The sequence below is a fragment of the Arthrobacter sp. ok362 genome, from assembly GCF_900102785.1.
GTDB lineage: Bacteria > Actinomycetota > Actinomycetes > Actinomycetales > Micrococcaceae > Arthrobacter.
This window is the reverse complement of record NZ_FNGC01000006.1, coordinates 197477-223799: the sequence shown is the minus strand read 5'-3', so window position 1 is coordinate 223799 and position 26323 is coordinate 197477. Positions and strand designations below refer to the sequence as shown.

Genomic DNA, 26323 nt, shown 5'->3' with positions numbered 1-26323 from the left:
GTGGGCTGGCTGCTCGCCCTGCGGGCCGCAGTCACCGCCGCAAGCAGGATCGGCATGAACCGCATGTTGCTGCGTTTCGGCCGTAAACCACTGCTCGTGGCCTCCATGGCGGCCGCCGCAGCGGCCTTAGCAATACTTCCCCTCGCAGGACCCACCGGCGCTGTTTTCGTGATGATCCTTCTCGGCGTTGGCCTGAGTCTGCCACAGCCACTCACCATGGCATGGGTGATCTCTCACACTGCACCAGACCTGCACGGGTCCGCCCTCGGCATGCGCCTGACCGCCAACCGGTTCGGACAAACCCTCATCCCGATGGTCATAGGCGGCGTGGCAGTGCCCCTTGGCATCGGCGCGATCTTCTGGGCAAACGCCGCGCTGCTCGCCCTCTCAGGAGCCGTAGTATTCAACGCCCCGCACCTCGATCGGCCTCAAGAAGCCACAGATGAGAGCTAGCCGGTCAAAGCAACCCACGCAGCTGCCAGACATCAGGGGTCTCACCGTTCCCCGGCTGGACCGCCACGACTGTCGGTGGGGTGTGCGATTATTGCTTCACGCCATCCTTGGGCGTCACTTTCGTCCCGGTAGACGCTGTACTGGACCATGGAATCGACGGCGTTAGTGACCCCGATCCGGCCGGCCGGCATGTAGAGCGGCTCGAGCTTCTTGATGCTGAAGGACCGGTCCGAGATCCGCACCGACCCCTTCACTGTCTAGTACAGGTCGAACATCACCCCGGTCTCGACGAGCTCCTCTACCTCGGCCGCCATGACGCCATGACGCCGAGCGGCTTGGCCAGCTTCCGCTGCGCGCCCACCTTGTACGGGGCGTAGTGGTAGATGTGCAGGTCAGGGTACGCTCTCTATCACCCCATATGTGGGGCGGCCGATGCAACTCTCACCGGACCGCCCCGCGGCAGCGGATTCCTAGGCGTTGAGGAGCGCGTGCGGCGACTCCAGCAACGGCAACGCCATGTCCCAGGCGGCTTTTGCGTCAGGTGCGGCGATCTCGACGTCGGCGATGGAGTAGGCGAACCACATGTCGTCGCGCTCCTCCAGATCCCCACCGGTCTCGTCGGTGCGGATCAGCGTCTGGGGCGGATGGGCTACGATGATGCGCTTTCCAAGAGCCTTCGCGTAACCCAGTTCGACCAACGTGCCGTAGGCGTCAGGAGCGTCCAGCCAGACGAACACGACGTCTGATTCTTCGAGGGCCTGGGTGCAAAGCCGAACGGTTTCCTTCTGAGTTGTGGGTGACAATGCAGCCTCCCGTGATGCCGTGCGCCTGGGGATTGTGGCCGCAGCCATGATCGCAGCCCACGAAGAAGGGTCCCGTGAGATGGACGCCGTCGCTGAGAGCGTCCAAAGCGGTCTCCCATTTCGGCCGGATCGTGTCGCTCATGGCCTCCATTGCCCAATCGGACTGACCGATGTCCGATGCCCGGGAGACGATGTCGTTTCGCCAGCCGTTTTGGGTGATCTTGCCGGCCAGATACACAGCTACAGATTTGGTCATGATCCTTCTTCCCCGTTGTCCGCCGAAGGGAACGACGGAATGTAATCCTTGCATTGTTATTTCGCGTCGCTACGCTTCACTTCCCGCTCCTTTTGGGCGGCGATTCAAGAACTCCTGCTTTGGTTGTTTACTATCGGGTATCACTCACACCTGCAGGGGGAAATATCTTGAAGAAAACGTGTGCCGTTTTGGCATTGGCGGCACTGGCTCTGGCCGGCTGCAGCGGCGGAGGACAAGCAACCGCTGCCGCGACCGAATCGGCAACAACCACGGCGAGCCCGACGCCGGCGCCATCGCCGACCATCATGGCCAATGACGAGGCCGGGAAAAAGTACATGTCCATCGTCTGCCCGACAAATACCGCTATTGACCAACTCAACAAGGCTGTAGAAGCCCAGCCCTTCAACGTCAAGGCGTCAACGACTGCGGCGGCAGCTGCCCGTGACAGCTACCGGAAGCAAATCGAAGCCTTTTCAGATGAGAAAGTCTTGTGGCCCGCCACCGTTAAGGCCGATATAGCCAAGATGGCCGAGGAAACGTACTCGGACTTGACCGGCGCCGCCAATCTCGCAAGTCAGACGACGGAGTCGAACTTCAATGCGGCTTGGAACGCGTGGACCAGCTCGACGGCTACCGTTACGGCCCAGAAGGTTCGGTTAAAGCTGGGACTCTCGTCCGACGCCATGGGGAGCTGCAAGACGAAGTAGGCAGACAACGGGCGCAACCTCCGCGGAGGTTGCGAGATCTGCACGCTATTGAAGGCCGCGCTTTTCGAACGTGTCCCGGGGCGGGCCGACGTCGCATGTACCGTGCAGAAAAGCGGGAGCCCAAATAGCGTTGACCCACAGCACAAAGCTCCATCTGTTGTTCCCGCCGCGCACGCGATCCCAATGGACAGGGAACAGTAGAATCGACTGAAACTAAACACCGGCGGCGGCCTCGGTCCGCTTCGCGAGATCAGGTAGGTATTTGGGGATGCTGCACAAGGCCGAAAACGTCCGGCTTGAATACCGTCGGCGCTTCTGGACTAGTAACGTCGACGTCATTATCGCCGTCGGCAGGAAACGATACTTGTTGGGAAAGGTCAAGGAACAGGTCTTCTTCGAGCGCCTTGAGGCGCAGAGGCATTACCCCAACCTGGTTACAAAAGTCAGTGGCCGACACTATTGGCAGTTTCAGAACAAGTTCTACTGGGAGTCTGACGGCCTCAGGTCCGGTGAGGTCCACGCGCTCCTGGCTATGCGCGAACAGCGCAAGAGGCGGCAAATCGACACGGCTCAGGCAACTTTTGCTATGGGTTCCGCCCCACGGACGGCCTCAGGCCGCCGGGCCATTCCTGACGACGTAAAGGTGTACGTCATGAGGCGCGACGCGGGCTCCTGCCGCGCCTGCGGTTCTACAACGGAACTGCAGTTTGACCACATCATCCCTCTGGCCATGGGCGGCAGTAATGAGGCGGAGAACCTTCAGATTTTGTGCGGTCCGTGCAATCGCTCCAAGTCGGCGGGGTTAACGGTTCGCCGCTGAGGCGGGTCTGTACGCCCTTAAGACCTGGGGCCCGCCTAGCAGGCAACGTGTCAGACCTTCACTTGACTCCCAGCGCCTTTCTTAGCGCCGCTGGGGCTGGCAGGTCGAGCCATAGCCGGGAGCCATCCACACGGCAGGAGATCTGCAAGGATTCCAGCCCGTCCAAGATGGGCGCAAATGTCCGGGCTTGCGCTTCCGAGAGATACCCCACTTTCCGAAAGTCATCACGTACAACGGCGACCGCATTGGGATCAACGGTGTTGAGCTTTTCCCTGACCAGGAACGCCAGATGCATCTGAAGTTCACGCCGTTCCCGCTCGCTCAGATAATAACCTTGTCCGACGCAGCGGCGTGGCGTCGTCATAAGCTCCGGGAACAGCGCCGGCTTCCCATAGTTCACCTTATGACGCTTGATCGTCTCCATGACGCAGAGCCTACCGCCGTTATTTAACGGCTCGTAGTCGAGGGCCGTGACGCCACAGCTGGCAGCCCGAACATTGCTCAGACGAATGTCAAGGCGGCCACTGCAGACCCCTAAAGTCCGTCCCCGGAGAGGGGTCCCTAACGTCGTCGCACTTCAGTCACGAGGATCAGCAAGGCCTCGGCTCCGTCGCTTGACGATCACAAACCATAGGGAACCAAAACCGTGAGCGAAATGACAAACACCGCACGACTCCGCGCCTGATGAGCGATGTGGAAGGCCCCGTTGTCAATCACTAAAACTTTCGGGAAGACATCACGCCGTCCATCATCACAGGTGAGGGCATCTTGGCCATGTGTGGTTTCATTGGGCGGGTCCAGGGGCGCGGGAATCGCACCGTTGCCCAGACGACACGGAGCGTCTACATCGTCTGCGAGCCCCGAGGACGCGGCCAAGGTTGGCCCAGTGGGTGTACCGCCAACCGACCGCGACGGACCCCGGCAGGACACGTAGATCAACACCTCCCGCCACAAACACAGTCGGATGGTTACGCATGGCACAGCGCTCACCCACCCGTTAGGGCTCAGGCCAAGGGATGCTCCACTAGGGCTACGCGGCCTACCAATCCAAACCGGAATGAACACATACAGGGGAACATCACTGAATCACGTGGCACAACAAGGGCGGATGGAGTGTTTCACTTCGTAACCGGACGGAAGGAGACTGCACTTCGTAACCGAACGGAAAGGAGGTTGCACCTCGTAACTCGTGTGTAGCTTATACACTACGTAACTAAGTAAGTAAAGAGTTTGAGATGTCTTTTTTCAGATTCTGTGCTATTTTTTCTTCAACCCGCTGCACGTGGGGCATCACAAGGGAGCGCTGCAGCTGAGCCTCCCGTCGGATCTTGGTAGCAGAAGGAACGCACATGGGCGGCAGGTACGAGCGAAAGACACCGAAAATGAGCGTTGAGGAGCGATTCTTCTCTCGAACGCGTTGGGATGAATCCGGTTGCCTCATCTGGACCGGAGGCCTCTACGACGAGATCGACGGGTACGGAGGATTCTCCATCGGCGGGAGACACATGAGGGCCCACCGGGCGGTGTGGCTACTGACCTACGGAGAGGACCTGACCCGAGATCAGCACCTGCTGCACTCGTGCGACACGAGACTGTGCGTCAATGTCGAACATCTCCGGGTGGGAACTCCATCCGAGAACTCATTGGACAAAGAGTCTCGTGGCCGGGGTAACCAGCCCCGGGGAACGGCGAACTGGCGCACGAAGTACTCCGACGAAACAGTGGCAGACGTTCTCCGGTGGCATGAAGAAGGTGCCTCGGTCCAGGAGATCATGGACCGCGTCGGTTGTTCTCGGCGGTGGGTCGAACATGTGGTCGCCGGCCGCGTCAGGACACGGCCCGCCGGCGAAGCCTCCCGTTACGGAGCCGCTCGAGCCGCGGGTCGCGCCAGGGCAGCCGCACTGGCGGATCAGCTCCATAGCCAAAGTGGCAGCATCATTCACTCCGACGATTTTCTTTCGGACGACGAAGAATGGCGGGCCACCGCATACGACGGCTACTTCGTCAGTTCCTTTGGAAGAGTCCGCGGTAGGCGGGGGCGCATCCTGAAACCGATACTGAAGGAGACGGGAAGCGGAGGGTACTGGGTGGTCGCCTGCGGGGCGGGCAACCAGCGGGCTATCCACACTTTGGTTTGCGCCGCCTGGCATGGGGAACAACCTGTCGGTAAAGAGGTTGCCCACCAGGATGGCGATCACCTGAACAACGTCCCCGGCAACCTCCGATGGGCCACGCGAGCCGAGAACATGGCCGACAAGGTCAAACATGGTCGGGCAAGCGGGGGGAGCATGCCGGGTGAAAAACACCCATCGTCGAAGTTGACTTGGGAAATGGCTCGGGAAATACGGTCCACACCCATAGGCCCGAGAGGAAGCCTCAAGCTCCTCGCTCAGCAGTACGGAGTATCGCGAACGACCATCCGATATATCCAGACGGGAAAAAACTGGATAGAACCAGTCCCGCAGAATGGGGCAATCGGCCACTAGCAGAACCAGGACGAGTCGTCACGTCGCCCTGGCCTCGCCTCGCCTGAGGCGATCGCAATCCGGGCCGCACGGTCAGCTGCGCACACTCACGCCGTTGAGCTTCGGCGCAGATAGGTCCCGCCGCTCGAACGACTCGCCGCTGGTCCAGGAGCTGAAAGGTTCTCCTGGCCGGTAAGGACAGATGTCATTCCAGACGACCGAGCGCGCGTAAGCCGGTCCGCCAACGCACAGCCGCGTTCGACTGATCATGAGTGTGGCAAGGTCCTCCGAGTCGATTTCCGTATGTCCCGGCCGATGAACTTATCCGCGAGGTCGCCTTATCTGCGACCTGCTGCCGTCTCGTATCGCGCTGGCGAACTCCTCGGGTGAAATGACCGACATAGATCCATTCGCCCAGCTCAAGCGCGGACCCTTCTTGGATGCCCCGATGCCGCGTCGATAAGCTGTGGCATGCGACTGCCCAATTTCCAATCAGAGTTTGCGCCACACAAAGTTCCGGACCTGGTCGGAGCGCGCGTGACAACGGCGAATTGGTCGAGCATCCGCACCTCCGCACCGCTCCAGAGCGAGAGCGTGCAGAAGGAAGTCGATCACTTTTTCGAGACGCTCTCGACGTCGGTGGACTAGATCCGATGGCACCGGAGATTCGCCCTGAGATGATGCTCGCCGAATGGCTCTTCGTCGAGACGGTCGCTGATGTGCGACGACGAAGCCAGGATCCGGGCGCGCGGGGCCGCTACGAGCTGCTCGGGATCGCGCCGCTTCTGCGCAAGCTCCTCATCGACGCCCGTCCTCTCCTCAACACTGTTCGGGCCGCTCGCCCAGATGTATCAACAGACTTCCGCATCAGGCAGTGGAGCGCTCCTGTCGACAGCCGCGACGACGCGGGTCTGCCGTATCTCCTCCGGCTCGGCGGACCGGAGGTGGTCGGCGGCCCTGAGGACCCGGCGCTGCCCAAGCTGAAGCACTTCATCGGCGCGAGGGTGGGGCTGGTCCAAGGGCGGTCCCTGACCGTTAGCGAGGTGGTGAAGTACTACGCCAACGTGGAAGGCGGGGTCCATTTCGGCCTGCCCAAGGAGAAAGCCGACCACGTCCTGAGCGAAATGGCTCCCGTGCTCCTAGGGAGGACGACTGGGCAGATCGAGATCCTCGCCCACCTCGGCGCGATCGTGGTTGACGCGCTGACGCCGCTGTGCGAGTCGATCCTCGCCTCGCCCGTGATCGACGCGCGCATGCACCGGCGCAACGACCGGGGCTTCTTCGACGGCCACTGGACCGCGGACCACTCCGAGAAGTCCAGCCAAGGGTATTAGCCGATGTTGGCTCAGTCATCGTCGGGGTCAGACTGTCGTCGGCGACAGGGACAATGATGCCGTGTGCGATTTCAACTTCTTCGAGGCGATTCTCGCCGCCTCCCCAAGGCACCAACCAAAGTGTCGTCGCGCCTGAGAGGGCTAAGAACGGCCTGACCCGATAACTTGGGACCGCGTACCCAGGCAAAAGAGGGAGACGCTAACGGGCGGGCGTCTCCCTCTTTTCAGTGGGGTGAAACGCAAAGTTGCTTACATGCTGGACGGCTTGGTTCTCGCCCCGGATAACGTTAGAGCGGCAACGTGGCGGGCGGCTCCAGTCGGTTCAACTAGAACGGGACGCTTGTTCATGTAAATCGGAACAGGTTCGAATAGCGTGGAATCTCACATGCAGGGTCCGCTTTAGTGACAGCTATTTGGAAGACTTCCAACTAGACGATGCGTTTCATCCAAATAGGGTGCCATTCTTCCAATTAGGTCGACATCTCACAAAGAAAGAACTAGAAGTCCCAGTCGTCATCCTCAGTGTTGACAGCCTTGCCAATCACATACGAAGAACCCGAACCCGAGAAGAAGTCGTGGTTCTCGTCCGCGTTCGGTGAGAGCGCGGACAGGATTGCCGGGTTCACGTCGGTGACGGAAGCCGGGAACATGGCCTCGTAGCCCAGGTTCATGAGCGCCTTGTTGGCGTTGTAGTGCAGGAACTTCTTGACGTCCTCGGCCAGGCCGACGGAGTCGTAGAGGTCGTGCGTGTACTGGACTTCGTTCTCGTAGAGCTCGAAGAGCAGCTCGAAGGTGTAGTCCTTGATCTCCTGCTTGCGTTCCTCGGAGAGGCCCTCCAGGCCCTTCTGGAACTTGTAGCCGATGTAGTAGCCGTGGACGGCCTCGTCGCGGATGATCAGGCGGATCAGGTCGGCCGTGTTCGTCAGCTTGGCCCGTGAGGACCAGTACATCGGCAGGTAGAAGCCCGAGTAGAACAGGAAGCTCTCCAGCAGCGTGGAGGCCACCTTGCGCTTGAGGGGGTCGTCGCCCTGGTAGTAGTCCATGACGATCTGGGCCTTCTTCTGAAGGTTCTCGTTCTCGGTGGACCAGCGGAATGCCTCGTCGATCTCCTTCGTGGAGGCCAGCGTGGAGAAGATGGAGGAGTAGCTCTTCGCGTGCACGGACTCCATGAACGCGATGTTCGTGTAGACAGCCTCTTCGTGCGGGGTGAGGGCGTCCGGAATCAGCGAGACGGCGCCGACGGTGCCCTGGATGGTGTCCAGCAGAGTCAGGCCCGTGAACACGCGCATGGTGAGCTGCTGCTCGTCCGGGGTCAGCGTTGCCCACGACTGCACGTCGTTGGACAGCGGGATCTTCTCCGGCAGCCAGAAATTGTTGACCAGGCGGTTCCAGACGTCAACGTCCTTCTCGTCCTGGATGCGGTTCCAGTTGATCGCCTCGACGTGGCTAAGCAGCTTGACCTTTTCGGTCATGTCATCCCCTAAATGTTGGGTTAGTTCTTAGTTAAAGCGTACGACGGCGGGCGGGCGCCCGCCGTCGTACTGTCACGATTTAGTTGAAGCTACAGCATGCAGCTGACGCAGCCCTCAACCTCGGTCCCTTCCAGCGCGAGCTGGCGGAGACGGATGTAGTAGATCGTCTTGATGCCCTTCTTCCAGGCGTAGATCTGGGCCTTGTTGATGTCACGCGTGGTGGCGGTGTCCTTGAAGAACAGCGTCAGGGACAGGCCCTGGTCCACGTGCTGCGTGGCGGCGGCGTAGGTGTCGATGACCTTCTCGTAGCCGATCTCGTACGCGTCCTGGTAGTACTCCAGGTTGTCGTTCGTCAGGTACGGCGCCGGGTAGTACACGCGGCCCAGCTTGCCTTCCTTGCGGATCTCGATCTTGGACGCCACCGGGTGGATCGAGGAGGTGGAGTTGTTGATGTAGGAGATCGAGCCGGTGGGCGGCACAGCCTGCAGGTTCTGGTTGTAGATGCCGTGCTCCATGACGGAAGCCTTCAGCTCGCGCCAGTCATCCTGGGTGGGGATGTGGATGTTCTTGAACAGCTCGGCAACCTTCTCGGTCTGCGGGACCCATTCCTGCTCGGTGTACTTGTCGAAGAACTCGCCGGAGGCGTACTTGGACTTCTCAAAGCCGCCGAAGGTCTGGCCGGTCTGGATGGCCAGCAGGTTCGAGGCGCGGACCGCGTGGTACACCACCGAGTAGAAGTAGATGTTGGTGAAGTCCAGGCCCTCTTCGGAGCCGTAGTGGACCCGCTCGCGGGCCAGGTATCCGTGCAGGTTCATCTGGCCGAGGCCGATCGCGTGGCTCTGGTCGTTGCCGCGCGCGATCGAGGGCACCGAGGTGATGTTGGACATGTCCGAGACGGCCGAGAGGGACCGGATGGCCGTCTCGATGGTCAGGCCGAAGTCCGGCGAGTCCATGGTCTTGGCGATGTTCAGCGAGCCCAGGTTGCAGGAGATGTCCTTGCCGGTCTGGTCATAGGACAGGTCATCGTGGTACGTGGTGGGCTGGGAGACCTGGAGGATCTCGGAGCACAGGTTGGACATGATGATCTTGCCGTCGATCGGGTTTTCCCGGTTCACGGTGTCCTCGAACATGATGTACGGGTAGCCGGATTCGAACTGGATCTCGGCGAGGGTCTGGAAGAACTCGCGCGCCTTGATCTTGGTCTTCTTGATCCGGGAATCGTCCACCATCTCGTAGTACTTCTCGGTGACCGAGACGTCGGAGAACGGCATGCCGTAGACCTTTTCGACGTCGTACGGGGAGAACAGGTACATGTCCTCGTCCCGCTTGGCGAGTTCGAAGGTGATGTCCGGGATGACGACGCCGAGCGAGAGGGTCTTGATGCGGATCTTCTCGTCCGCGTTCTCCCGCTTGGTGTCCAGGAAGCGGTAGATGTCCGGGTGGTGCGCGTGCAGGTACACCGCGCCGGCACCCTGGCGGGCACCGAGCTGGTTGGCGTAGGAGAAGCTGTCTTCGAGGAGCTTCATCACGGGGATGACGCCGGAGGACTGGTTCTCGATCTGCTTGATCGGCGCGCCGACCTCGCGGATGTTGGTCAGCGCGAAGGCCACGCCGCCGCCGCGCTTGGAGAGCTGCAGCGCGGAGTTGATGGACCGGCCGATCGACTCCATGTTGTCTTCGATGCGGAGCAAGAAGCAGGAGACCAGCTCGCCGCGCTGCTTCTTGCCGGCGTTCAGGAACGTCGGGGTGGCCGGCTGGAAGCGGCCCTCGATGATCTCGTCCACCATCTGGGTGGCGAGCTTCTCGTCGCCGCGGGCCAGGTGCAGGGCCACCATGCAGACGCGGTCCTCGTAGCGCTCCAGGAAACGCTTTCCGTCGAACGTCTTCAGCGTGTAGGAGGTGTAGAACTTGAACGCGCCGAGGAAGGTCTCGAAGCGGAACTTCTTCTTGTACGCGCGGTTGTAGAGCTCGCGGATGAAGTTCATCGTGTACTGGTCGAGGGTTTCGCGCTCGTAGTACTCGTTCTTGACGAGGTAGTCGAGCTTTTCCTCGAGGTCGTGGAAGAACACGGTGTTGTTGTTCACGTGCTGGAGGAAGTACTGGTGCGCGGCCTCGCGGTCGGCCTCGAACTGGATCTCTCCGTTGGGGCCGTAGAGGTTCAGCATGGCGTTGAGCTCGTGGTAGCCCAGGCCCTTGTAGGCGGCAGGCATCTCGGGCTTTTCCTGCTTCTCCTGCTTCTCAACGGCGGTGCCGGTGCCGGTGCCTACGGCGGCCCCTGCGCCCTCAGTTACTGCTGTGTCTGCGACAGTCGTGTCCAAAACTCTTCCAATCCTTGTTGTACGCGGTTGACGTCTTCCGGCGTCCCCATGAGTTCGAAGCGATATAGGTGCGGGACCTGGCATTTGGCGGCGATGATGTCGCCGGCCATGCAGTAGTTGTCCCCGAAATTGGTGTTCCCTGCGCCGATCACTCCGCGGATCAGCTTCCGGTTGCCCGGGTCGTTCAAAAACCTGATGACCTGCTTTGGAACAGATCCCTCTCCCCCGGTGCCGCCATAGGTCGGCACCACCAGCACGTAGGGCTCCCGGGCCGCCAGCGGAGCGTCCCTCGGGTAGAGGGGGATCCTGGCGGCGTCGACGCCCAGCTTCGCAACGAAGCGTGCCGTGTTTTCGGAGGTGGAGGAAAAGTAGATGAGGCGGCAGTGCGTTAGCTCGGGAGCCGCTGTGCTGACCGCTTCCCCGCTGTCAGCCGCGGCAGCCACCCGATCATCAGTTGTTACAACCACGGTGGTCACCTCATCTACCGTGAATTCTTGCGTGGTAGCGACGCCCCTTGCGTTTCAGGCTTCTGGGCGTTTCAGGCTACAGCGACGGCGGCGGCCTGCGCCAGTTCTTCGATCTTGTCCGGGCGGAAACCAGACCAGTGATCCTGGTCGGTGACGACAACGGGGGCCTGCATGTAGCCCAGGGACTTCAGGCGCTCAAGGGCCTCCGCATCCTGGGAGATGTCGACGCTCTGGTAGGCGATGCCCTTCTTGTCCAGCGCGCGGTAGGTCGCGTTGCACTGAACGCAGGCCGGCTTCGTGTAAACCGTAACGGTCATGGTCCTGTCCCCTTTGTTGAAGTCTTCTGTGGAGCGCAATCCCGGCTCCGGCTGTCCCGCGCTGATGCTCTGCTGGAACTGTATGTCGATACTACATGTAGTGCAAGAGCCTCACGCGGACCCCAAGATGATGTATTACAAGTATGTCATTTAACCCACCGTTAATCCACAGGAGGGGGCCCTCCAAATGTCCGGATTTCAGCCATTTTCGCGGACGAAATCCACACCCTGTGCAGTAGTTACCCACATTAATCACCCCCGCGTGTCGCACCGCAGACGGCGTGTCGCGCCCCTGCGCCGGTAGGCGCCACGGTGGCGCCGGCCACTACATCTGGTGTCCGGGCACACGAAAGAGGCGGGCACCGTGGTGCCCGCCTCTTAGGGTCGTGATTGTCCTAACACTGGTCGAGCACGATCTGCTGCACGTCGAGGTAGCCCGTTTCAAACCCGGCCCGGGAGTAGCACAGGTAGAACAGCCACATCCGCTGGAACACCGTGTCGAAGCCCATGGCACCCACCTCGTCCGCGCGGGCCATGAACCGCTCCTCCCAGAGACGCAGGGTCTGGGCATAATGTTCGCCCATGGCGAGGCGTTCGCGGACCCGCAGTCCGGTCTGCTTCTCGGTGATGTCTTCGATGGCGCGGACCGACGGAATGACCCCGCCGGGGAAGATGTACTTGTGCACCCAGGTGTAGCTGGTGCGGGTGGCCATAAGCCGGTCGTGGGCGATCGTGATGGCCTGGATGGCCACCTTGCCGCCGGGGGCCAGGACCCGCTCGATCGTCTGGAAGTATGTGGCCCAGTATTCGAAGCCGACGGCCTCGATCATTTCAACCGAGACGACGGCGTCGTACTCGCCCTCCACGGCACGGTAGTCCTTGAGCTCGATAGTGACGGCGTCGGCGTAACCGGCTTCGGCCACGCGCTGGCGGGCCAGTTCCTGCTGTTCGGAAGAGAGGGTGACGGAGTAGACGGTGGCGCCGCGGGAGGCGGCGCGCAGGGCCAGCTCTCCCCAGCCGGTGCCGATCTCCAGGACGCGGGTGCCTTCCTTCACGCCGGCCTTGTCCAGCAGGCGGTCAATCTTGGCCTGCTGCGCGGTGGCCAGCCCGTCCCACGGCACGCTCCGCAGGGCGTCGCCGCTTTCCGGGAAGAGGGCGCTGGAGTACGTCATGGTGCTGTCCAGGAACGAGGCGAAGAGCTCGTTGGAGAGGTCGTAGTGCCGCGAGATGTTGGAGCGGGTGTTCTTCTCCGTGTTCCGTTCCCTCCGCGGCTGGTGCGGAAGGTACAGGCCGCGCAGCTTCTGCAGCGGTTCGGGCACGAGCGTGCCGACGCGGGAGGCAAACACCTCCATGACGGCGGTGAGGTCATCGGCGTCCCAGTCGCCGGCCATGAACGACTCGCCCAGGCCGATCAGGCCGCCGTCGCCGAGCCGGGTGGCGAAAGCTTCCGGCCGGTTGATGGTCATGACGGGGTACGCGGTGCCGGCGGGCGCCGGGTCTGAGGGCCCCTCGCCCAGCGCCGCCTCGCCCAGCGCCGCCTTTCCCAACGCCGCCTTGCCCAACACTGTGCCGTCCGGGTACCGGACTTCCAGCGGCAGCCTGCGCACGGCCGCCTTGAAGATGGCATCCGCAGCGCGTCCGGCCACACGGGCCTTGAGGCTCGAGGGCACCGTGGCGATGCTGGGCCAGATGGCGGCGTCGATGGTGACGGGCGGCTGGGGAACGGTGTAAGGCACCCTATTTATGGCGCTGCCGGTTATGGCGCTGCTGCGCGCGGTGCCCTGTGTCCGTCCCGTACCGGAACCGGTCGCTTCGGTCATTGTCACTGAACTGCCTCCTGTGAAGGGTGGTGTGGTTTCTTGATGATGGGCAGGCGGCGCGCCCACAGCTTGATGCCTTGCCAGCGGATCTGCGCCGCGACACGCAGCGGGGCCAGGGGAACCGCGAGCGCCGCGGACGCGATGTTCCGCAGGGTCGCTTCGCGGCGGGCGCCGTCCATGGTGGCGATGAAGGGCTGCTGGCCCTCCCGTTCCAGGACGATCGATACGGCGAGCCGTTCGCCGGGTTCGGGGAGCTTCATGCGGTACTCGCCGTCGACGTCGTTGAACGGCGAGACGTAAAACGCTTTCGGGACGCTCGCCCGGCCTGCGCCGTCCGTTTCGAGGAGGTAGCAGTGCCGCTCCCCGTACGTGTTGTGCACCTCGACGACGACGCAGCGCAGCTCGCCGGCGCCGTCTCGGCACCAAAACACGCTCAGCGGGTTGAAGACGTGCCCGAACACCCGGGCGCTGGCAAGCATGGTGATGCGTCCGCCGTCGAGCTTGATCCCCTGGGTGGCAAGGTAGTGTTCCACGTTGCCGCGCAGCGTGCCGTCCGGATCGCCCAGGTGGTCCTCCACCCGGAAGCCGGCCAGCGGCCGGAGCAGGCGCGGCAGCTGCGGAAGATGGTCGACGTCGACATACCAGCTGTAGCTGCGGTAGGTGAAGGCGTTGCGCAGCGGGGTGCGCCGCACATGCGAGATGACGGTGCGGTAGATGGCTCCGCGGTAGATGGCCGCCTGGTCAGTGGCAGTGCGGTGGATGGAGACCCGGGCGCTCATGGCGCCTCCACTGTGGCCGGCTGAACTGTGGCCGGCTGAAGAGTGGCCGGCTGGAGGTCCGGGTCCACGGCCACAGGGTCCATGGACGCAGTGCCGATGTTGACAGTGCCGATGTTGACCGGGTCCCAGTCGCGGCCCAGCCGGGCGGCGGCCTTGAGGCCGGACAAGGCGCCGTCCTCGTGGAATCCCCACCCGTGGTAGGCGCCGGCGAACGCCAGGCGCTCGTCGCCGAGTCCGAGGATCCGCTGCTGCGCCTGCAGCGATTCCGGGGTGTACTGCGGGTGCTCGTAGACCATCCGGTCCAGGACCGCGGCGTCGTCGACCAGTTCGGATTCGCCGAGGCTGACGATGTACCGGCCGCCGTCCGCGGGCTCCAGCCGCTGCAGCCGGGTCATGTCGTAGCTGACCAGGACCTTGTCCGGCCGGGCGTCGCAGGACGGGAGCCGGTAGTTCCAGGAGGTCTGGGCGTTGGGGCTGGCCGGCAGCACGGCTTCGTCGCGGTGGAAGATGGTCTGGTTCACCGAGTACGGCATGCCGCCAAGGGCGTCCCTCTCGGCGGCGGAGGCATCGGTGAGCATGCGCAGGGCCTGTGCGGGGTGGGTGGCGATCACGACGGCGTCAAAGGTCTCGCGCACGGTCCCGGCACCGAGCGCGGAGGTGATGTCCACGCCGTCGTCGTGCCGGTGCACCGCGGTGACGGGGCTGGCGAGCCGGATGTCCGGCAGGGTCGCTGCCACCTTGTCGACGTAGCTGCGCGAGCCGCCGGTGACTGTCCGCCACTGCGGCGAGCCCTTGACGCCGAGCAGGCCGTGGTGGCCCAGGAAGGTGAACAGGTAGCGGGCCGGGTAGGCCAGCGCGGTGGTGGGGTCACAGGACCAGACGGCGCTGACCACCGGGGTCATGAAGTGCGAGATGAAGTAGCTGCTGAACTTCTCCCGGGCCAGGAACTCGCCCAACGTGAGTTCTGTGCCGGTTCCGGTGCCGGTGCCTGAGACCGTGTCCGGGCCCGCCGCGGGTTCGGCCAGCAGGGCGCGGGCGCGGCGGTGGAACCGGGTGACTTCCAGCAGCATCCGCAGGTAGCGGCCGCGCAGCAGGGTGGACGGCCGGGGAATGATGCCGCTCCCGTTGGGCCGTGCGCCGGCGTATTCCAGTCCGCAGCCGTCGCAGCGGACGGACATGCTCATTTCCGAGTCCTGGGTTTTGACGCCGAGCTCGGCGAACAGGCGCAGGAGCGTGGGGTACGTCCGCTCGTTGTGGACGATGAAGCCGGTGTCCACGCCCAGGGTGGGCCCGTTCTGCTGCGGCACATCGTGGGTGTGGGCGTGGCCGCCGAGCCGGGCGTCCGCCTCGAAGAGGGTAACCCGGTCCTGCCCCTTCAGCACGTACGCGGCGGTCAGCCCCGCCACTCCGCTGCCGATGACGGCGACGCGCCGGCCTGCCGGAATCCCTGCTGCTTGCGACACTGGTCTGCTCCTGTTGTTTAGCCCGAAATGTTGTCTTGCCCGAAGTCTCTTGTGGGCAATTCGTCGCCGTCGGGCGGCCGGATGAGTATGACTTCCGGAATTTTTCAGTTCGGCTTTCACTCCGTCTTTTACGCCGGCGCCTGTGGCGCCGGCATCCGGGGCCTGGGTGGGGCCCGGGGAAGGCCGATGTGCCAGAATGAAGCGGGAATTCCGGTCCCGTCTCCGTGGACCCGCTACCAGGCGAAGGGCAGCCCTTGATCAATCCCGTCCATCTGCGGACCCTTGTGGAAGTGATCCGGCTTGGATCGTTTGCGGCCGCCGCGGCCCGGCTCGGCTACACGGCCTCGGCCGTCTCCCAGCAAATGTCTGCGCTGGAGCGCGACACCGGCGTCACCTTGTTCCAGCGGGCGGCCCGCAGCATCCAGCCGACGGAAGCCGCCGTCGTGATGACACGGCACGCTGCCAAGGTTCTAACGGACATCGAGACACTCATGGCCGCCGCCTCCCGGGCGAAGGAGAGCCCCAGCCAGGAGCTGCGGCTGGGCATATTCCCGAGCCTCGCCACCTATGTGCTGCCGCCGATCCTGCAGAACCCGGCCTGGAAGAAGCTCGGCATCGACCTGCGGGTCTCGGTCGCGGAACCGGCCCAGACCATCCAGGGGCTGCGGACAGGCGGCGAACTCGACGTTGCCCTGGTGTATCAGGTGGGACAGTCCGGCCTCGCGTGGCCGCACACCGTGGACCGGCAGTGGATCGGCGACGACGACTTCCGGGTGGTGCTGCCGGCAGCCTGGGGCATCGGCACGGATTCCAAGGTGGCAGCCCCGCATCTGTCGGACATGCCCTGGATCATGCACCACCCGGGCACGTCCGACGCCACGGTGATCGAACGCCTCTTCGCGAGCTGCAACCTGCACCCCCGTGTGGTGGCCTACAGCGATGACTTCCACGCCAGCCTGGAGATGGCGGCCGCCGGGCTCGGCGCCGCGCTGGTCCCCGAACTCGCCCTGCGGCACCGGCCGGCCGGCGTGGTGGTCCTCGATGTTCCGGAGATCCGGCTGGCCCGGAATGTTTTCGCGCTGCTGATCAACGAGAAGCGGACCGCCCAGGTCCAGTTGTTCGTGGAGCTGCTGGCCGAGACGATGCACAGGCTCGGCACCGCACGAAAGGACTGAGCTGAAGGGCCGGGCTGAAGGCCTGCGTTGAAGGCCTGCGTTGAATGGCCTGAGGTGGGGTTTCCATGCGGAGCCCGATCGAGAAGGATTGGGTCCATGAACAAAAGCTATTCAGCCTCCCGTCCCGTCTCCTCCGACAACCCCGAAGTAATCGCCGCGGCCGTCCGGGCCGCCACCGAGGAACTCCGGGACACCCTGAAGCGCCATGGCATCGAGGCGAGCTTCGAGGACATCGCTTTGCTGGGCCACTCGGAGTCCTGGGACGACGAGGGGCAGCGGTGGGTCGAGGTCGAATGGGACGGCGAGCAAGCGGGGTAGCCCGGCGGCGGGCGCTCAGCGCTTCCGAATCCGCTTTCCCACCGGCGCCACCAGCGCGTCGATGAGCCGGTGCTTGGTCCGGGTGTACGGCGGGTAGAGGAGTTCCAGCGTGTCCGGCCTCAGCGGCTTGTCCAGGGTGGGGCGCTCGTGCGAGAACGTCCGCACCGAATGTTCCCCGTGGTATGCCCCCATGCCGCTGCCGCCGACCCCGCCGAAGGGAAGCCCGGGGACGGACAGGTGGGCCGCCGGAACGTCGAAGCACAGCGCCCCGGACGAGGTCCGCTCGGCGAAGGCACGGCGCGTGGCCCGATCCTTGCTGAAGACGTAGAGGGCCAGCGGTTTGGCCCGTCCGTTGACCTCCTCGATAGCCGCGTCGAGCCCGCGCACGGGCACCAGTGGCAGCAGCGGCCCGAAGATCTCTTCCGCCATGACGGCGTCGCCGGGGGCAGGGCGCAGCAGGGTCGGCGCAAAGTAGCGGCTGGCGGCGTCGCGCTGTCCGCCGTGCACCACCGTGCTGGCGTCGGCCAGGGCAGCGAGCCGCGCGAAATGGCGGTCATCGACAATCCGGCCGTACGACAGGCTCGCCGCCGGGTCCGTTCCGAAGAGCGCCGCGACGGCCTTGATCAGCTCGGCCTGCAGCGGCTCCAGGATCTCCTCGCGGGCCAGGACGTAGTCCGGGGCGACGCACGTCTGCCCTGCGTTCATGAACCGGCCCCAGGCGATCCGTTTGGCCGCCGTGGCCAGGTCCGTGGACGCATCGACATAGGCCGGGGACTTGCCGCCGAGCTCCAGCGTCACGGGGGTCAGGTGCTCGGCCGCCGCGCGCATCACCACCTTGGCTGCGGCCTCTCCCCCGGTGAAGAAGATGTGGTCGAAGCGTTCGGCCAGGAGCGCTGTGGTCTCCGGGATGCCGCCCTCGACCACCTCGGCGGCGCCGGCCAGGTATTCGGGAACCCAGCGCGCCAGCGCGGCCGAGGTGGCCGGGGCGTGTTCGCTCGGCTTGAGCACCACCGTGTTCCCCGCTGCCAGGGCTCCGGCCAGCGGGGCAAGCAGCAGTTGCAGGGGGTAATTCCACGGCCCGATCACCAACACCACGCCCAGCGGAGTGAGTTCGGTCCAGGCGCGGGCCGGCTGCGCTACGAGCGGCACCGGCACGCGGCGGGGCCGCAGCCAGCCTTCGAGGTGCCGCTCAAGGTGTGCCGCCTCGGCGTCAACGAACCCGATCTCCGCCAGCTGCGCCTCGGTGCGGTGCTTGCCCACATCCTTGGCCAGGGCCTCGGCGAACTCCGCGTGCCGCTCGGCCAGCATGCGCCGCAGCTGGCGCAGTTGATCCAGCCGCCAGGTGAGCGGCCGGGTGGTCCCGGCGTCGAACACGGCCCGGGCACGGACGACGGATGAGGCTACATGCTGCATCCGATCAATGTACAGTCATGCTGCCGTCCGCCGGCGGGGTACCGGATAAGACTCCGGGACCGGAAAACTCGCCAACGCTGGAATGGTCCGGTTTTCAGGACTATGTTGAAGATATGAACAAGGTAGCGAGCAAGCACTTCGGCGAGGTCGAGCTCAACCACGGAAGGGAACATAATCTCACCGCCACGCATGAGCTGGCGGGCCAGACCGTGGAGCTTGACCTGAATGTCAACGCGCATGACCATTTCGACGAAGCGGCCATGCATAAAGTTGACTACCGCTTGCGCTTCCTGCCCGAGCTCGTGGACCAGGTCCGCGAAATGATCGCCGAGGAACTGGACCAGGAAGGCACCAGCCCGCAGGAGTACCGCCACTTCCATTGCAACGCGATCAAGGACGAACACCTCAAAAAGGTCTTCGGCGTCGAGGACAAGAGCCAGCTGACCGACGAGGTCTTCCTCAAGGCGCTCAAGCTCGGCCACGTGGGCATCTACCCCGGCCAGCCAGAACGCTACTTCGTCCTCGATTTCACGCTGGGCCAGCACTTCACCGACGAGGTCCTGGTCGCCTCCGCAGATGAGGACGGCGTCGTCGACGACGAAATCCTCTGGGAATCCTGAATCGCTGGCATCCTGAACCGACTGCTCCGTAGGTGCCCTTTTGAGCGCTCAAAAGGGCGGCTACTCAGCAATCGATGACGAAGAACGTACGACGCCGGCCGGCCACCTTGCGAGGTGACCGGCCGGCGTCGTACTTGGGTGAAGCGGGTTACTCGGCGGCTTCTTACTTGGCGGCTTGAAGCAGTTCGGCGCGGACCGTCTTGGTGGCCGTGACGAGGTTGCGCAGGGACTCTTCGGTCTCGGCGTAGCCGCGGGTCTTCAGGCCGCAGTCCGGGTTGACCCAGAGCTGGCGGGACGGAACATGCTTGACCGCGGTGCTCAGCAGCTCGGTGACTTCCTGCTCGCCCGGGACCCGGGGCGAGTGGATGTCGTAGACGCCCGGGCCCACGCCGCGGCCGAAGCCGTGGGACTCGAGGTCGTGCACAACCTCCATGCGGGAGCGGGCGGCCTCGATCGAGGTGACGTCGGCGTCGAGGCCGTCGATCGCGTCGATGATGGCGCCGAACTCGGAGTAGCACAGGTGGGTGTGGACCTGGGTGGCGTCCGTTGCGCCGGCGGTGGCGAGGCGGAAGGACTTCACCGACCAGTCCAGGTACGCGGGCTGGTCGGCCTTGCGCAGGGGCAGGAGCTCACGCAGGGCGGGCTCGTCGACCTGGATGACCTTGATGCCGGCCGCTTCAAGGTCGGCGATCTCGTCGCGGAGGGCCAGCGCCACCTGGTTGGCGGTCTCGCCGAGCGGCTGGTCATCACGGACGAACGACCAGGCGAGGATGGTGACCGGGCCGGTGAGCATGCCCTTCATCGGCTTGTTGGTCAGGGACTGCGCGTACTTGGCCCATTCGACCGTGATCGGGGCGCTGCGGGTGACATCGCCCCACAGGATGGACGGGCGGGTGCAGCGCGAGCCGTAGGACTGGACCCAGCCGTGCACCGTGACGTCGAAGCCTTCGAGGTTCTCGGCGAAGTACTGGACCATGTCGTTGCGCTCAGGCTCGCCGTGGACCAGGACGTCGAAGCCGAGCTCTTCCTGCAGCTGAACGACGCGCTTGATCTCTTCCTTCATGAGCTGCTCGTACTGCTCCGTGGTGAGGTCGCCGCGGTTGGCGCGGGCCCGGGCGGTGCGGATTTCCGAGGTCTGCGGGAAGGAGCCGATGGTGGTGGTGGGCAGCGGCGGCAGGTGCAGCGCCTTCTCCTGGGCTGCCTCGCGGACTGCGTAGGCAGAGCGGTTGAAGTCGGCGTCGGTCAGTGCGGCGGTGCGGTCCCGGACGTCGCCGCGGCGGACGCCCTCGGCCTCGGCGCGGGAGGCGATGACGCGGGTGGCCTCGTCGATGGCGGGCTGGACATCCCTTGATTGAACACCAGTTGCTTCGTCGCTCAGCAGACCGGCGAGGGTCACCACCTCCACGGCCTTCTGGTCGGCGAAGGCCAGCCAGCTGCGCAGCTGCTCGGACAGCTGGAGTTCCTCGTCGACGTCGTGCGGGACGTGCTGGGTAGAGGTGGACGTGCTGATGGCCAGCTTGGCCACCGACTTCTTCAGTTCGGCGATCTTGTTCGCGGAGGCGGCGAGATCGTTGCGCCAGATGTTGTGGCCGTCCACGACGCCGGCGACGAGGGTCTTGTTGCCCAGCGCGGCCAGGGCCGCGGCGGACGGCACCTCGCCCTTGAAGACGTCCAGGTGCAGGGCGTCGATGCCGGTGGCGGCGAGGGTGCCGAGCTGGCCGTTTAGCGCGCCGTACGGAGTGGAGACGAAGAGCTGCGGGCGCTGGGCCGTGGCGGCAAGGGCCTCGTAGGAGCGGGCGACGGCGGCCTGGATTTCCACGGCCGGGGTGTCCTGGTCCACCACGAGGGCGGGCTCGTCGAGCTGGACCCAGCTGGCGCCGGCGGCGGCGAGCTTCCGGAGCAGTGCGGTGTAGACGGGGAGGATGTCCTCGAGCCGGGACAGCGGGCTGAAGCCGGCCGGGGCGTCGTCGGAGGCCTTGCTCAGCAGGAGGAAGGTGACCGGGCCGACGATGTACGGGCGGGTCTGGACCCCGTTGGCGAGAGCGTATTCGAATTCCTCGACGATCCGGTTGGAGGTCAGCGCGAAGTTGGTCTCCGGGCCGATTTCGGGGACGAGGTAGTGGTAGTTGGTGTCGAACCACTTGGTCATTTCCAGCGGCTGCTGTTCCTTGTTGCCGCGGGCCAGGGTGAAGTACCCGTCGATGTCGAGCTGTCCGTCAGCGTTGAGGAGGTTCCCGAAGCGGGCCGGCACGGCGCCGAGGTGGGCGGCGGCGTCGAGCACCTGGTCGTAGTAGGAGAAGGTGCCGGGGATGGCCGCTGCTTCGGTCAGGCCGAGGCCCTGGAGGCGCTTGGCGGTGCCGAGCTGGATTTCCTTGGCGGCGGCGTCCAGGGCTTCGGCGTCGATCTTGCCGGCCCAGTAGGCCTCGACGGCCTTCTTGAGTTCGCGGCGGCGGCCGATGCGCGGGTAGCCGAGGATCGAGGCGGACGGGAAGGCGCTGCTGCTGGGGGAAGTGCGCTGTTCAGTGATGGGAAGTTCAGTGATGGGAAGTTCAGTCATGGGAAGTCCTTGAAGTTGTCGTTGACAGATGACGAAGGTGGTGGGGTGCTCAGCTGGCGAGCTGGCCGCTGGCGGCACGCCGGGAGGCGTCGATGCGGCCGGCGCCGTGCCGGTTTCCGCCCTGCCGGTTGCTGCTTCGCGGGCGGGGCAGGGCGAGTTTGTCCAGCACGTCCAGGGCGGCGGCGTGCTCATTGAACGTGTAGAGGTGGATGCCGGGGGCCCCGGCGGCCAGGGCTGCGTTGGCGAGATCAACCGTGGCGCTGACGCCGATCCGGGTCCGTTCGGCGTCAGTGTCGGCGGCCGCGAGGCGTTCGATGAGTTCCGGGGCCGGTTCCACGCCGGTCAGTTCGCCGAGCCGGGCGAGCCGGCGGAGGCTGGTTAGCGGCATGACCCCGGGAATGATCGGGATGGTCACCCCGGCCCGGCGTGCCCGCGTCAGGAGGTCGGCGTACTGCTCGGTGTGGAAGAAGACCTGGGTGATGGCGAAGTCGGCGCCGGAGCGCTGCTTGGCCAGCAGGACCTCGACGTCGTGCGCCTCACTTGGGGATTCCGGGTGCCGGGTCGGGTAGGCAGCGACGCCGACCGCGACCTTGCCGGCGCACAGCAGCGCCGAGCGCCGCTGCTCCACCCGGCGGATGAGTTCGATCAGGTCTTGGGCGTACCGGAGCGATCCCGGCGGCGGGGTGGCGCCGTCCTTGGGCTGGTCTCCGCGCAGGGCGAGGATACCGCGGACGCCGACGTCGAGCAGGTCGCCGATGATCTCCGCCAGTTCCTGCGGGGAGTTCCCGACGCAGGTCAGGTGCGCCAGGGGCCGCAGCGTCGTTTCCTGCACCAGCCGGTTGATCAGTTCAACGGCGGTGCTGCGGTTGGAGCCGTTGGACCCGTAGGTCACGGACACATAGTCCGGGTCCGTGGCTTCCAGTTCGCCGATGGTGGTCCAGAGGGATTCCGCGGCTGCGGGCGACCGCGGCGGGAACAGCTCGTAGGACAGCGCAACCGGGGCCGCACCGGCAAGATTGGGATGGGTATCGATAAGGCTTGGTGGTGACATTTGCGTCCTTGGCTGTGAACACTGCCGTCAGGAGACCGGAACTCGGATGACCGGAAACGGAAACACTGCTGTCAGTGAATTGAGTTTGGGGAACACGGAGGGAACTTCAGCAGGGCGCAGCCGCGACTGTTACGCCTGATACGAAGTTGTCCGTGAGCAAATGTCAGGCCCACATGGGGGCACCCACACCCTCCTGGGCGGCCTTGGGGGCAGCCTTCAACGGAGAATCGCTGACACGTTACTGAGGTAACTTGTATAGAACTCTAAGGCCCGTGCCCCGGGGTCTTCAAGTCGGCGCCCGAATTAAGACGCACCTTTACGGCCATTTTGCGGTGCCCGGCAGAATAATGTTCGCCGAAGGGGCGGTTTCCGGCTAGTACGGGCCGCTCTCCCCAACGCGGCCGGTCAGGACTATCCTGTTGCCATGATTCAGCTTCCAGCCAGCTACAAGGAGTACCTCGACGGCAAGAGCGAGAGCTTCATCAACACCGTGCGGCCCGTCCTCATGCAGTCGGCCGCGGAGCGCTCGCACGGCGTCCGGGTGCTCGTGCTTCCGCATGGCCACCAGGCGCATCTGGATGACTCGATCCCGTATGGGACGGTGGTTGAGGACATCGACTGACGCCCGGCTAGTCCTCCAGAGACGTCTATCCCTCGAGGAGGAGCCGCTGGGAGCGCGGGGCCAGCGTGTGTTCCAGCACCAGGCAGGCGGCGCCGACGGCGCCGACGTCGTCGCCCACTCCCGTGCCGACCACTTCGATCCCGTGGATCTTCCGCGTGGCGCTGTTCGCGTCAACCAAGCCAGGGATTAGCTCCAGGTAAGCCGCTGACAGGCACGTCCAGAACGGGCCTCCGAACACCACGCGGTCCACGTCCAGTGCATTGGTGACGGCCGAGACCGCGCGGGCCACGAGCACAGCGGATCGTCGAATGATTTCTTTGGCCTCTTCGTTGCCGGCGTCGGCGATCGCGCACAATTCCGCGAAGCGCTCCTGGACCGCCGGCGCGCTCCTGTCCTGGAGCGAACCGTCCAGCACCCCGGCCGCCTCGGCCTGCGCCACGAGGACCTGCGGGATGGCGGAGGACTTCACGCAGCCGTGCTGTCCGCAGTCGCAGAGGGCGCCGCCCGGGTCCACGATGATGTGCCCGATTTCCCCGGCGTTGCCCGAGGTCCCGCGGACCACTTCGTCGTTGAGGACGATCCCGCAGCCGATTCCGGTCCCCATGTACATGAAGACAAAGCTGCCCTCGCCGCTGGGGCCGCCGGCCCAGGTTTCGGCCACGGCTGCGGCGGTCACGTCCTTGTCCATCAGCGTCGACAGGCCCGTGGCTTCGGCCATGGCATCCCGTAGCCCCACGTGGTCCCAGCCCGGCAGCAGCGGCGGGTCAACGACGGCGCCCTCGTTGAGGTCGATGGGGCCTGGCGTCGCCACCCCCAGCCCGGCGATCCGTTCCGGGTCCACCCCGGAGTCCATGATGAGCCGCTTGATTTCCTCCGAGACGGTGTCAATGACCGCCCGGGGGTCGGTGCCGGGCGGGGTGGTGATCCGTGAGTGCCTGACGACGGCGCCGAGCAGGTCCAGCACGACGAACGTGAGTACGGCCGGGTCCAGGTGGACGCCCACGGCATACATTCCTGCGGGATTCAGCCGGAGCATGGTCCTTGGCTTGCCCGGTCCGGTGCCTTCCTTGCCTGCCTCGACAATCAGGTGCTGGTCCAGCAGGCGGCGGGAGATGTTGGAGATGGTCTGCGGCGAGAGTCCGACGATCTGGGCGAGCTCCACCCGGCTCAAGCCGCCCGGCGCGCGGCGGATGGCGTCCAAGATGACCGTGAGGTTGAAGTCACCCATCTTCGGTAGGTTGGTCCCTCGCCTCGGAGAGGGTTGCCGGAACTCGGTCACTGATACCTCTAAACGTCTTTGGCCACGCACAGCAGTTGTCAGAATCGTACGTTACGTGCAGGCGTGCGCCCACACTTGTGCCTTTCAGACGCAAAGTTTCTCCCGCTACGGCCGCCGGGTGCTTGCCGTCACGGTGAACTTCGGATTCCTGCCGACCTCGCGAGTGGGTCCGATCAGGCGTTCGAGTGCCGGCCGGTAGTGCAGGTGGCTGTTGAATACGGTCCAGAGTTCCCCGCCCGGGGCGAGCACCCTGCCGGCCGCTTCGATCAGCTTGATCCCTGCGCCGGAGTGGACGGCCGCTTCCAGATGGAAGGGCGGGTTGAGCAGGACCAGGTCGGCGCTGGCGTCCGGTTGGGAGCTCATGGCGTCGTCCTGAAGCACGTCGATCCGGCCGTCCAGGCCGTTCGCGCGGGCGGTGGCGTGGGCCGAGTCGACGGCGGCCGCGGACCGGTCGGTGGCGGTGACGCGGGCTCCGGGGTTGGCGCGGGCGTACGTCGCGGCCAGGATCCCGGTGCCGCAGCCCAGGTCAACGGCATGGGTGGCATGCGGCATTCGGGGCAGGAAGTCCAGCAGGAACCTGGTCCCGATATCCAGCCCGGTGCCGGCAAAGACGGCGCCGCGTGCGCAGACCGTGAGGCCCAGTTCGTCATTGACTTCAGTGACCGGGAAGGGCAGCGCGGCCGGGACCGGCTTGGGGCGCCGGGCCAGCAGCAGCCGTGATTTCTGCCGGGCCAGTTGGGGCTGGACGTCCTCGAAGTGGCGCGCCAGCACGGCGTTCATGCCCAGGCTCATGTGTTTGACGCGGCCGCCCGCCAAAAGCACGACGTCGGGCGCCGCGTACCGGGCCACCGCGTCGGCGATTTCCTCAAGTTCTGCCAGGGACCGGGGCAATTGGAGCAGGACCAGGGAGGCGCCCTCCAGCAGGCCGGCGCCCAACGGAAAGTGTTCGAAGCCGGCGGAGAACGCCAGGGCCTCGGCGTTCGCCCGCAGCGCCCGTTCACCGGTGATGAGGTCCTGGTGGACCCGGACGGCGTGCGCCCCGAGCGTCAGGGCCCCGAGCGTCAGGGCCCCGTACCGGTCCCCCACCACCGCGAGCCGTGCCCCGGGCTGCAGCATTCCGGCCGCACGCATCTCAAGGGCAGTGTCCAGCAGGAGTCTGTCCGTGGCGTCCCAGGCCTGCAGGTTGGCGGCCTCGACGTCCGGGAATCTTCTCAGCCGGGCAAAGAGGGATTCGATGCTGTTGTCCGCCACGCGCGTTAGGCCGCCGTTTCTTCTCGGTCTTGGGTAATTAGCAGGGGGTGTGGGTCCGGTTGCAGGGCCGGTGGATCCGCCCTCCGCGTGCTGCCCTGCAACGCTTTACGTTATCCCGAACCGGCCAGCAGCGTGACGATTTCCGCCACGGCGGCCCGGCCGGCACGGTTGGCGCCGATGGTGGACGAGGCCGGCCCGCAGCCCATCGGATGGACCCTCACGCGGCCGGGTACCACTTATGGGCGCACTCCCCCGTGCCTGTGAATTACGTGATCTTAGTGCCGGTGACCGGGGACCAGGAGATCCGTCCTCCCTGATAGTTCTGGGCGACGCTGCCGCCGCCGATGGGGATCTCGTTGGTGGTGGGATAGCCGAGCCGTCCGTTTTCGTAGCCTTGAGCGGCCCACGCGGCCCGGATGCCGCCCCAGGTGGGGAATGCTCCGACGCCCGGGGCGTAGTGGATGGTGCCGCCCTGGAATCTCTGGTAGCAGCCGCCGTTGCGCAACCCGCAGATTTCCTTGCTGGCCGGGTAGCCGAGTTTGCCTTTTTCGTAGCCGACCGTG

At 64.8% G+C, this 26323-nt stretch carries 25 protein-coding genes; 9 read left to right on the top strand and 16 right to left on the bottom strand.

The window, feature by feature from the left end:
- The gene (locus BLQ10_RS10245) at positions 1-453 is read left to right on the top strand and encodes an MFS transporter (RefSeq protein ID WP_175558565.1); all 453 of its coding nucleotides are present in this window, start codon (positions 1-3) and stop codon (positions 451-453) included.
- Between the two features lie 41 nt (positions 454-494).
- Here the strand turns inward: BLQ10_RS10245 and BLQ10_RS10240 are convergent, their stop codons facing one another.
- Both BLQ10_RS10240 and BLQ10_RS10235 read right to left on the bottom strand, forming a co-directional pair.
- Positions 495-695 carry a hypothetical protein gene (locus tag BLQ10_RS10240; protein ID WP_091561411.1) on the bottom strand — a complete coding sequence of 67 codons (201 nt, stop codon included), beginning with the start codon at positions 693-695 and terminating at the stop codon, positions 495-497.
- 228 nt (positions 696-923) lie between these two features.
- Positions 924-1304, bottom strand: a complete 381-nt coding sequence (locus tag BLQ10_RS10235; protein ID WP_139164211.1) for a nucleoside 2-deoxyribosyltransferase domain-containing protein — start codon at positions 1302-1304, stop codon at positions 924-926.
- A gap of 327 nt (positions 1305-1631) precedes the next feature.
- Here BLQ10_RS10235 and BLQ10_RS10230 point away from each other — a divergent pair, with 327 nt between their 5' ends.
- Together BLQ10_RS10230 and BLQ10_RS22545 are read left to right on the top strand one after the other, a co-directional pair.
- A complete protein-coding gene (locus BLQ10_RS10230) occupies positions 1632-2219 on the top strand; it encodes a hypothetical protein (RefSeq protein WP_175558563.1) in 588 nt (195 codons plus the stop codon).
- A 268-nt stretch (positions 2220-2487) separates the two neighbouring features.
- Positions 2488-3039, top strand: coding sequence for an HNH endonuclease (locus tag BLQ10_RS22545; protein WP_217635805.1), 552 nt, complete (start codon positions 2488-2490; stop codon positions 3037-3039).
- 58 nt (positions 3040-3097) lie between these two features.
- On the opposite strand, the gene BLQ10_RS10220 is transcribed toward BLQ10_RS22545, so the two are convergent.
- A complete protein-coding gene (locus BLQ10_RS10220; RefSeq protein ID WP_091561404.1) occupies positions 3098-3463 on the bottom strand; it encodes an HIRAN domain-containing protein in 366 nt (121 codons plus the stop codon).
- 925 nt (positions 3464-4388) lie between these two features.
- Between BLQ10_RS10220 and BLQ10_RS23055 the strand changes: the two genes are divergently transcribed.
- The gene (locus BLQ10_RS23055; RefSeq protein WP_091561403.1) at positions 4389-5525 is read left to right on the top strand and encodes an HNH endonuclease; all 1137 of its coding nucleotides are present in this window, start codon (positions 4389-4391) and stop codon (positions 5523-5525) included.
- A gap of 632 nt (positions 5526-6157) precedes the next feature.
- Entirely contained in the window at positions 6158-6838 is a 681-nt protein-coding gene (locus BLQ10_RS10210; protein ID WP_091561400.1) for a hypothetical protein, read from the top strand.
- A gap of 497 nt (positions 6839-7335) precedes the next feature.
- Here the strand turns inward: BLQ10_RS10210 and nrdF are convergent, their stop codons facing one another.
- The 7 genes from nrdF to BLQ10_RS10175 form a co-directional block, all read right to left on the bottom strand.
- Positions 7336-8310: a class 1b ribonucleoside-diphosphate reductase subunit beta gene (gene nrdF, locus BLQ10_RS10205; RefSeq protein ID WP_091561398.1), complete on the bottom strand. Its 975-nt coding sequence runs from the start codon at positions 8308-8310 to the stop codon at positions 7336-7338.
- A gap of 89 nt (positions 8311-8399) precedes the next feature.
- Positions 8400-10520 carry a class 1b ribonucleoside-diphosphate reductase subunit alpha gene (gene nrdE / locus BLQ10_RS10200; protein ID WP_091561542.1) on the bottom strand — a complete coding sequence of 707 codons (2121 nt, stop codon included), beginning with the start codon at positions 10518-10520 and terminating at the stop codon, positions 8400-8402.
- Positions 10521-10597: 77 nt separating this feature from the next.
- Positions 10598-11002: a class Ib ribonucleoside-diphosphate reductase assembly flavoprotein NrdI gene (gene nrdI, locus BLQ10_RS10195; protein WP_254785504.1), complete on the bottom strand. Its 405-nt coding sequence runs from the start codon at positions 11000-11002 to the stop codon at positions 10598-10600.
- Positions 11003-11166: 164 nt separating this feature from the next.
- A complete protein-coding gene (nrdH, locus tag BLQ10_RS10190) occupies positions 11167-11412 on the bottom strand; it encodes a glutaredoxin-like protein NrdH (RefSeq protein WP_018773329.1) in 246 nt (81 codons plus the stop codon).
- Between the two features lie 395 nt (positions 11413-11807).
- Positions 11808-13232, bottom strand: a complete 1425-nt coding sequence (locus tag BLQ10_RS10185) for a class I SAM-dependent methyltransferase (RefSeq protein ID WP_217635806.1) — start codon at positions 13230-13232, stop codon at positions 11808-11810.
- A 2-nt stretch (positions 13233-13234) separates the two neighbouring features.
- The gene (locus BLQ10_RS10180) at positions 13235-14011 is read right to left on the bottom strand and encodes a DUF1365 domain-containing protein (RefSeq protein WP_091561394.1); all 777 of its coding nucleotides are present in this window, start codon (positions 14009-14011) and stop codon (positions 13235-13237) included.
- Positions 14008-15474: an NAD(P)/FAD-dependent oxidoreductase gene (locus BLQ10_RS10175; RefSeq protein ID WP_091561392.1), complete on the bottom strand. Its 1467-nt coding sequence runs from the start codon at positions 15472-15474 to the stop codon at positions 14008-14010. The genes BLQ10_RS10180 and BLQ10_RS10175 overlap by 4 nt, the downstream gene beginning before the upstream one ends.
- 254 nt (positions 15475-15728) lie before the next feature.
- On the opposite strand from BLQ10_RS10175, the gene BLQ10_RS10170 reads away from it, so the two are divergent.
- Both BLQ10_RS10170 and BLQ10_RS10165 read left to right on the top strand, forming a co-directional pair.
- Positions 15729-16649 carry a LysR family transcriptional regulator gene (locus BLQ10_RS10170; protein ID WP_091561390.1) on the top strand — a complete coding sequence of 307 codons (921 nt, stop codon included), beginning with the start codon at positions 15729-15731 and terminating at the stop codon, positions 16647-16649.
- A 96-nt stretch (positions 16650-16745) separates the two neighbouring features.
- A complete protein-coding gene (locus BLQ10_RS10165; protein ID WP_091561388.1) occupies positions 16746-16967 on the top strand; it encodes a hypothetical protein in 222 nt (73 codons plus the stop codon).
- Positions 16968-16982: 15 nt separating this feature from the next.
- Here the strand turns inward: BLQ10_RS10165 and BLQ10_RS10160 are convergent, their stop codons facing one another.
- Positions 16983-18380, bottom strand: coding sequence for an aldehyde dehydrogenase family protein (locus BLQ10_RS10160; RefSeq protein ID WP_091561385.1), 1398 nt, complete (start codon positions 18378-18380; stop codon positions 16983-16985).
- A gap of 113 nt (positions 18381-18493) precedes the next feature.
- Between BLQ10_RS10160 and BLQ10_RS10155 the strand changes: the two genes are divergently transcribed.
- A complete protein-coding gene (locus tag BLQ10_RS10155; RefSeq protein WP_026537142.1) occupies positions 18494-19000 on the top strand; it encodes a DUF2004 domain-containing protein in 507 nt (168 codons plus the stop codon).
- A gap of 163 nt (positions 19001-19163) precedes the next feature.
- Here the strand turns inward: BLQ10_RS10155 and metE are convergent, their stop codons facing one another.
- Entirely contained in the window at positions 19164-21527 is a 2364-nt protein-coding gene (metE, locus tag BLQ10_RS10150; RefSeq protein ID WP_091561538.1) for a 5-methyltetrahydropteroyltriglutamate--homocysteine S-methyltransferase, read from the bottom strand.
- Positions 21528-21606: 79 nt separating this feature from the next.
- Positions 21607-22608, bottom strand: a complete 1002-nt coding sequence (locus tag BLQ10_RS10145) for a methylenetetrahydrofolate reductase (RefSeq protein ID WP_091561383.1) — start codon at positions 22606-22608, stop codon at positions 21607-21609.
- Positions 22609-23032: 424 nt separating this feature from the next.
- On the opposite strand from BLQ10_RS10145, the gene BLQ10_RS10140 reads away from it, so the two are divergent.
- Positions 23033-23230: a hypothetical protein gene (locus BLQ10_RS10140; protein WP_091561380.1), complete on the top strand. Its 198-nt coding sequence runs from the start codon at positions 23033-23035 to the stop codon at positions 23228-23230.
- A gap of 25 nt (positions 23231-23255) precedes the next feature.
- Here the strand turns inward: BLQ10_RS10140 and BLQ10_RS10135 are convergent, their stop codons facing one another.
- The 3 genes from BLQ10_RS10135 to BLQ10_RS22345 form a co-directional block, all read right to left on the bottom strand.
- Positions 23256-24458 carry an ROK family transcriptional regulator gene (locus BLQ10_RS10135; RefSeq protein ID WP_091561377.1) on the bottom strand — a complete coding sequence of 401 codons (1203 nt, stop codon included), beginning with the start codon at positions 24456-24458 and terminating at the stop codon, positions 23256-23258.
- Positions 24459-24614: 156 nt separating this feature from the next.
- On the bottom strand, positions 24615-25760 hold the full coding sequence (locus BLQ10_RS10130; RefSeq protein WP_091561375.1) for a class I SAM-dependent methyltransferase: 1146 nt from the start codon (positions 25758-25760) through the stop codon (positions 24615-24617).
- 265 nt (positions 25761-26025) lie between these two features.
- A partial coding sequence (locus BLQ10_RS22345) for an LGFP repeat-containing protein (protein ID WP_368086507.1) occupies positions 26026-26323 on the bottom strand: 298 nt, incomplete at its 5' end.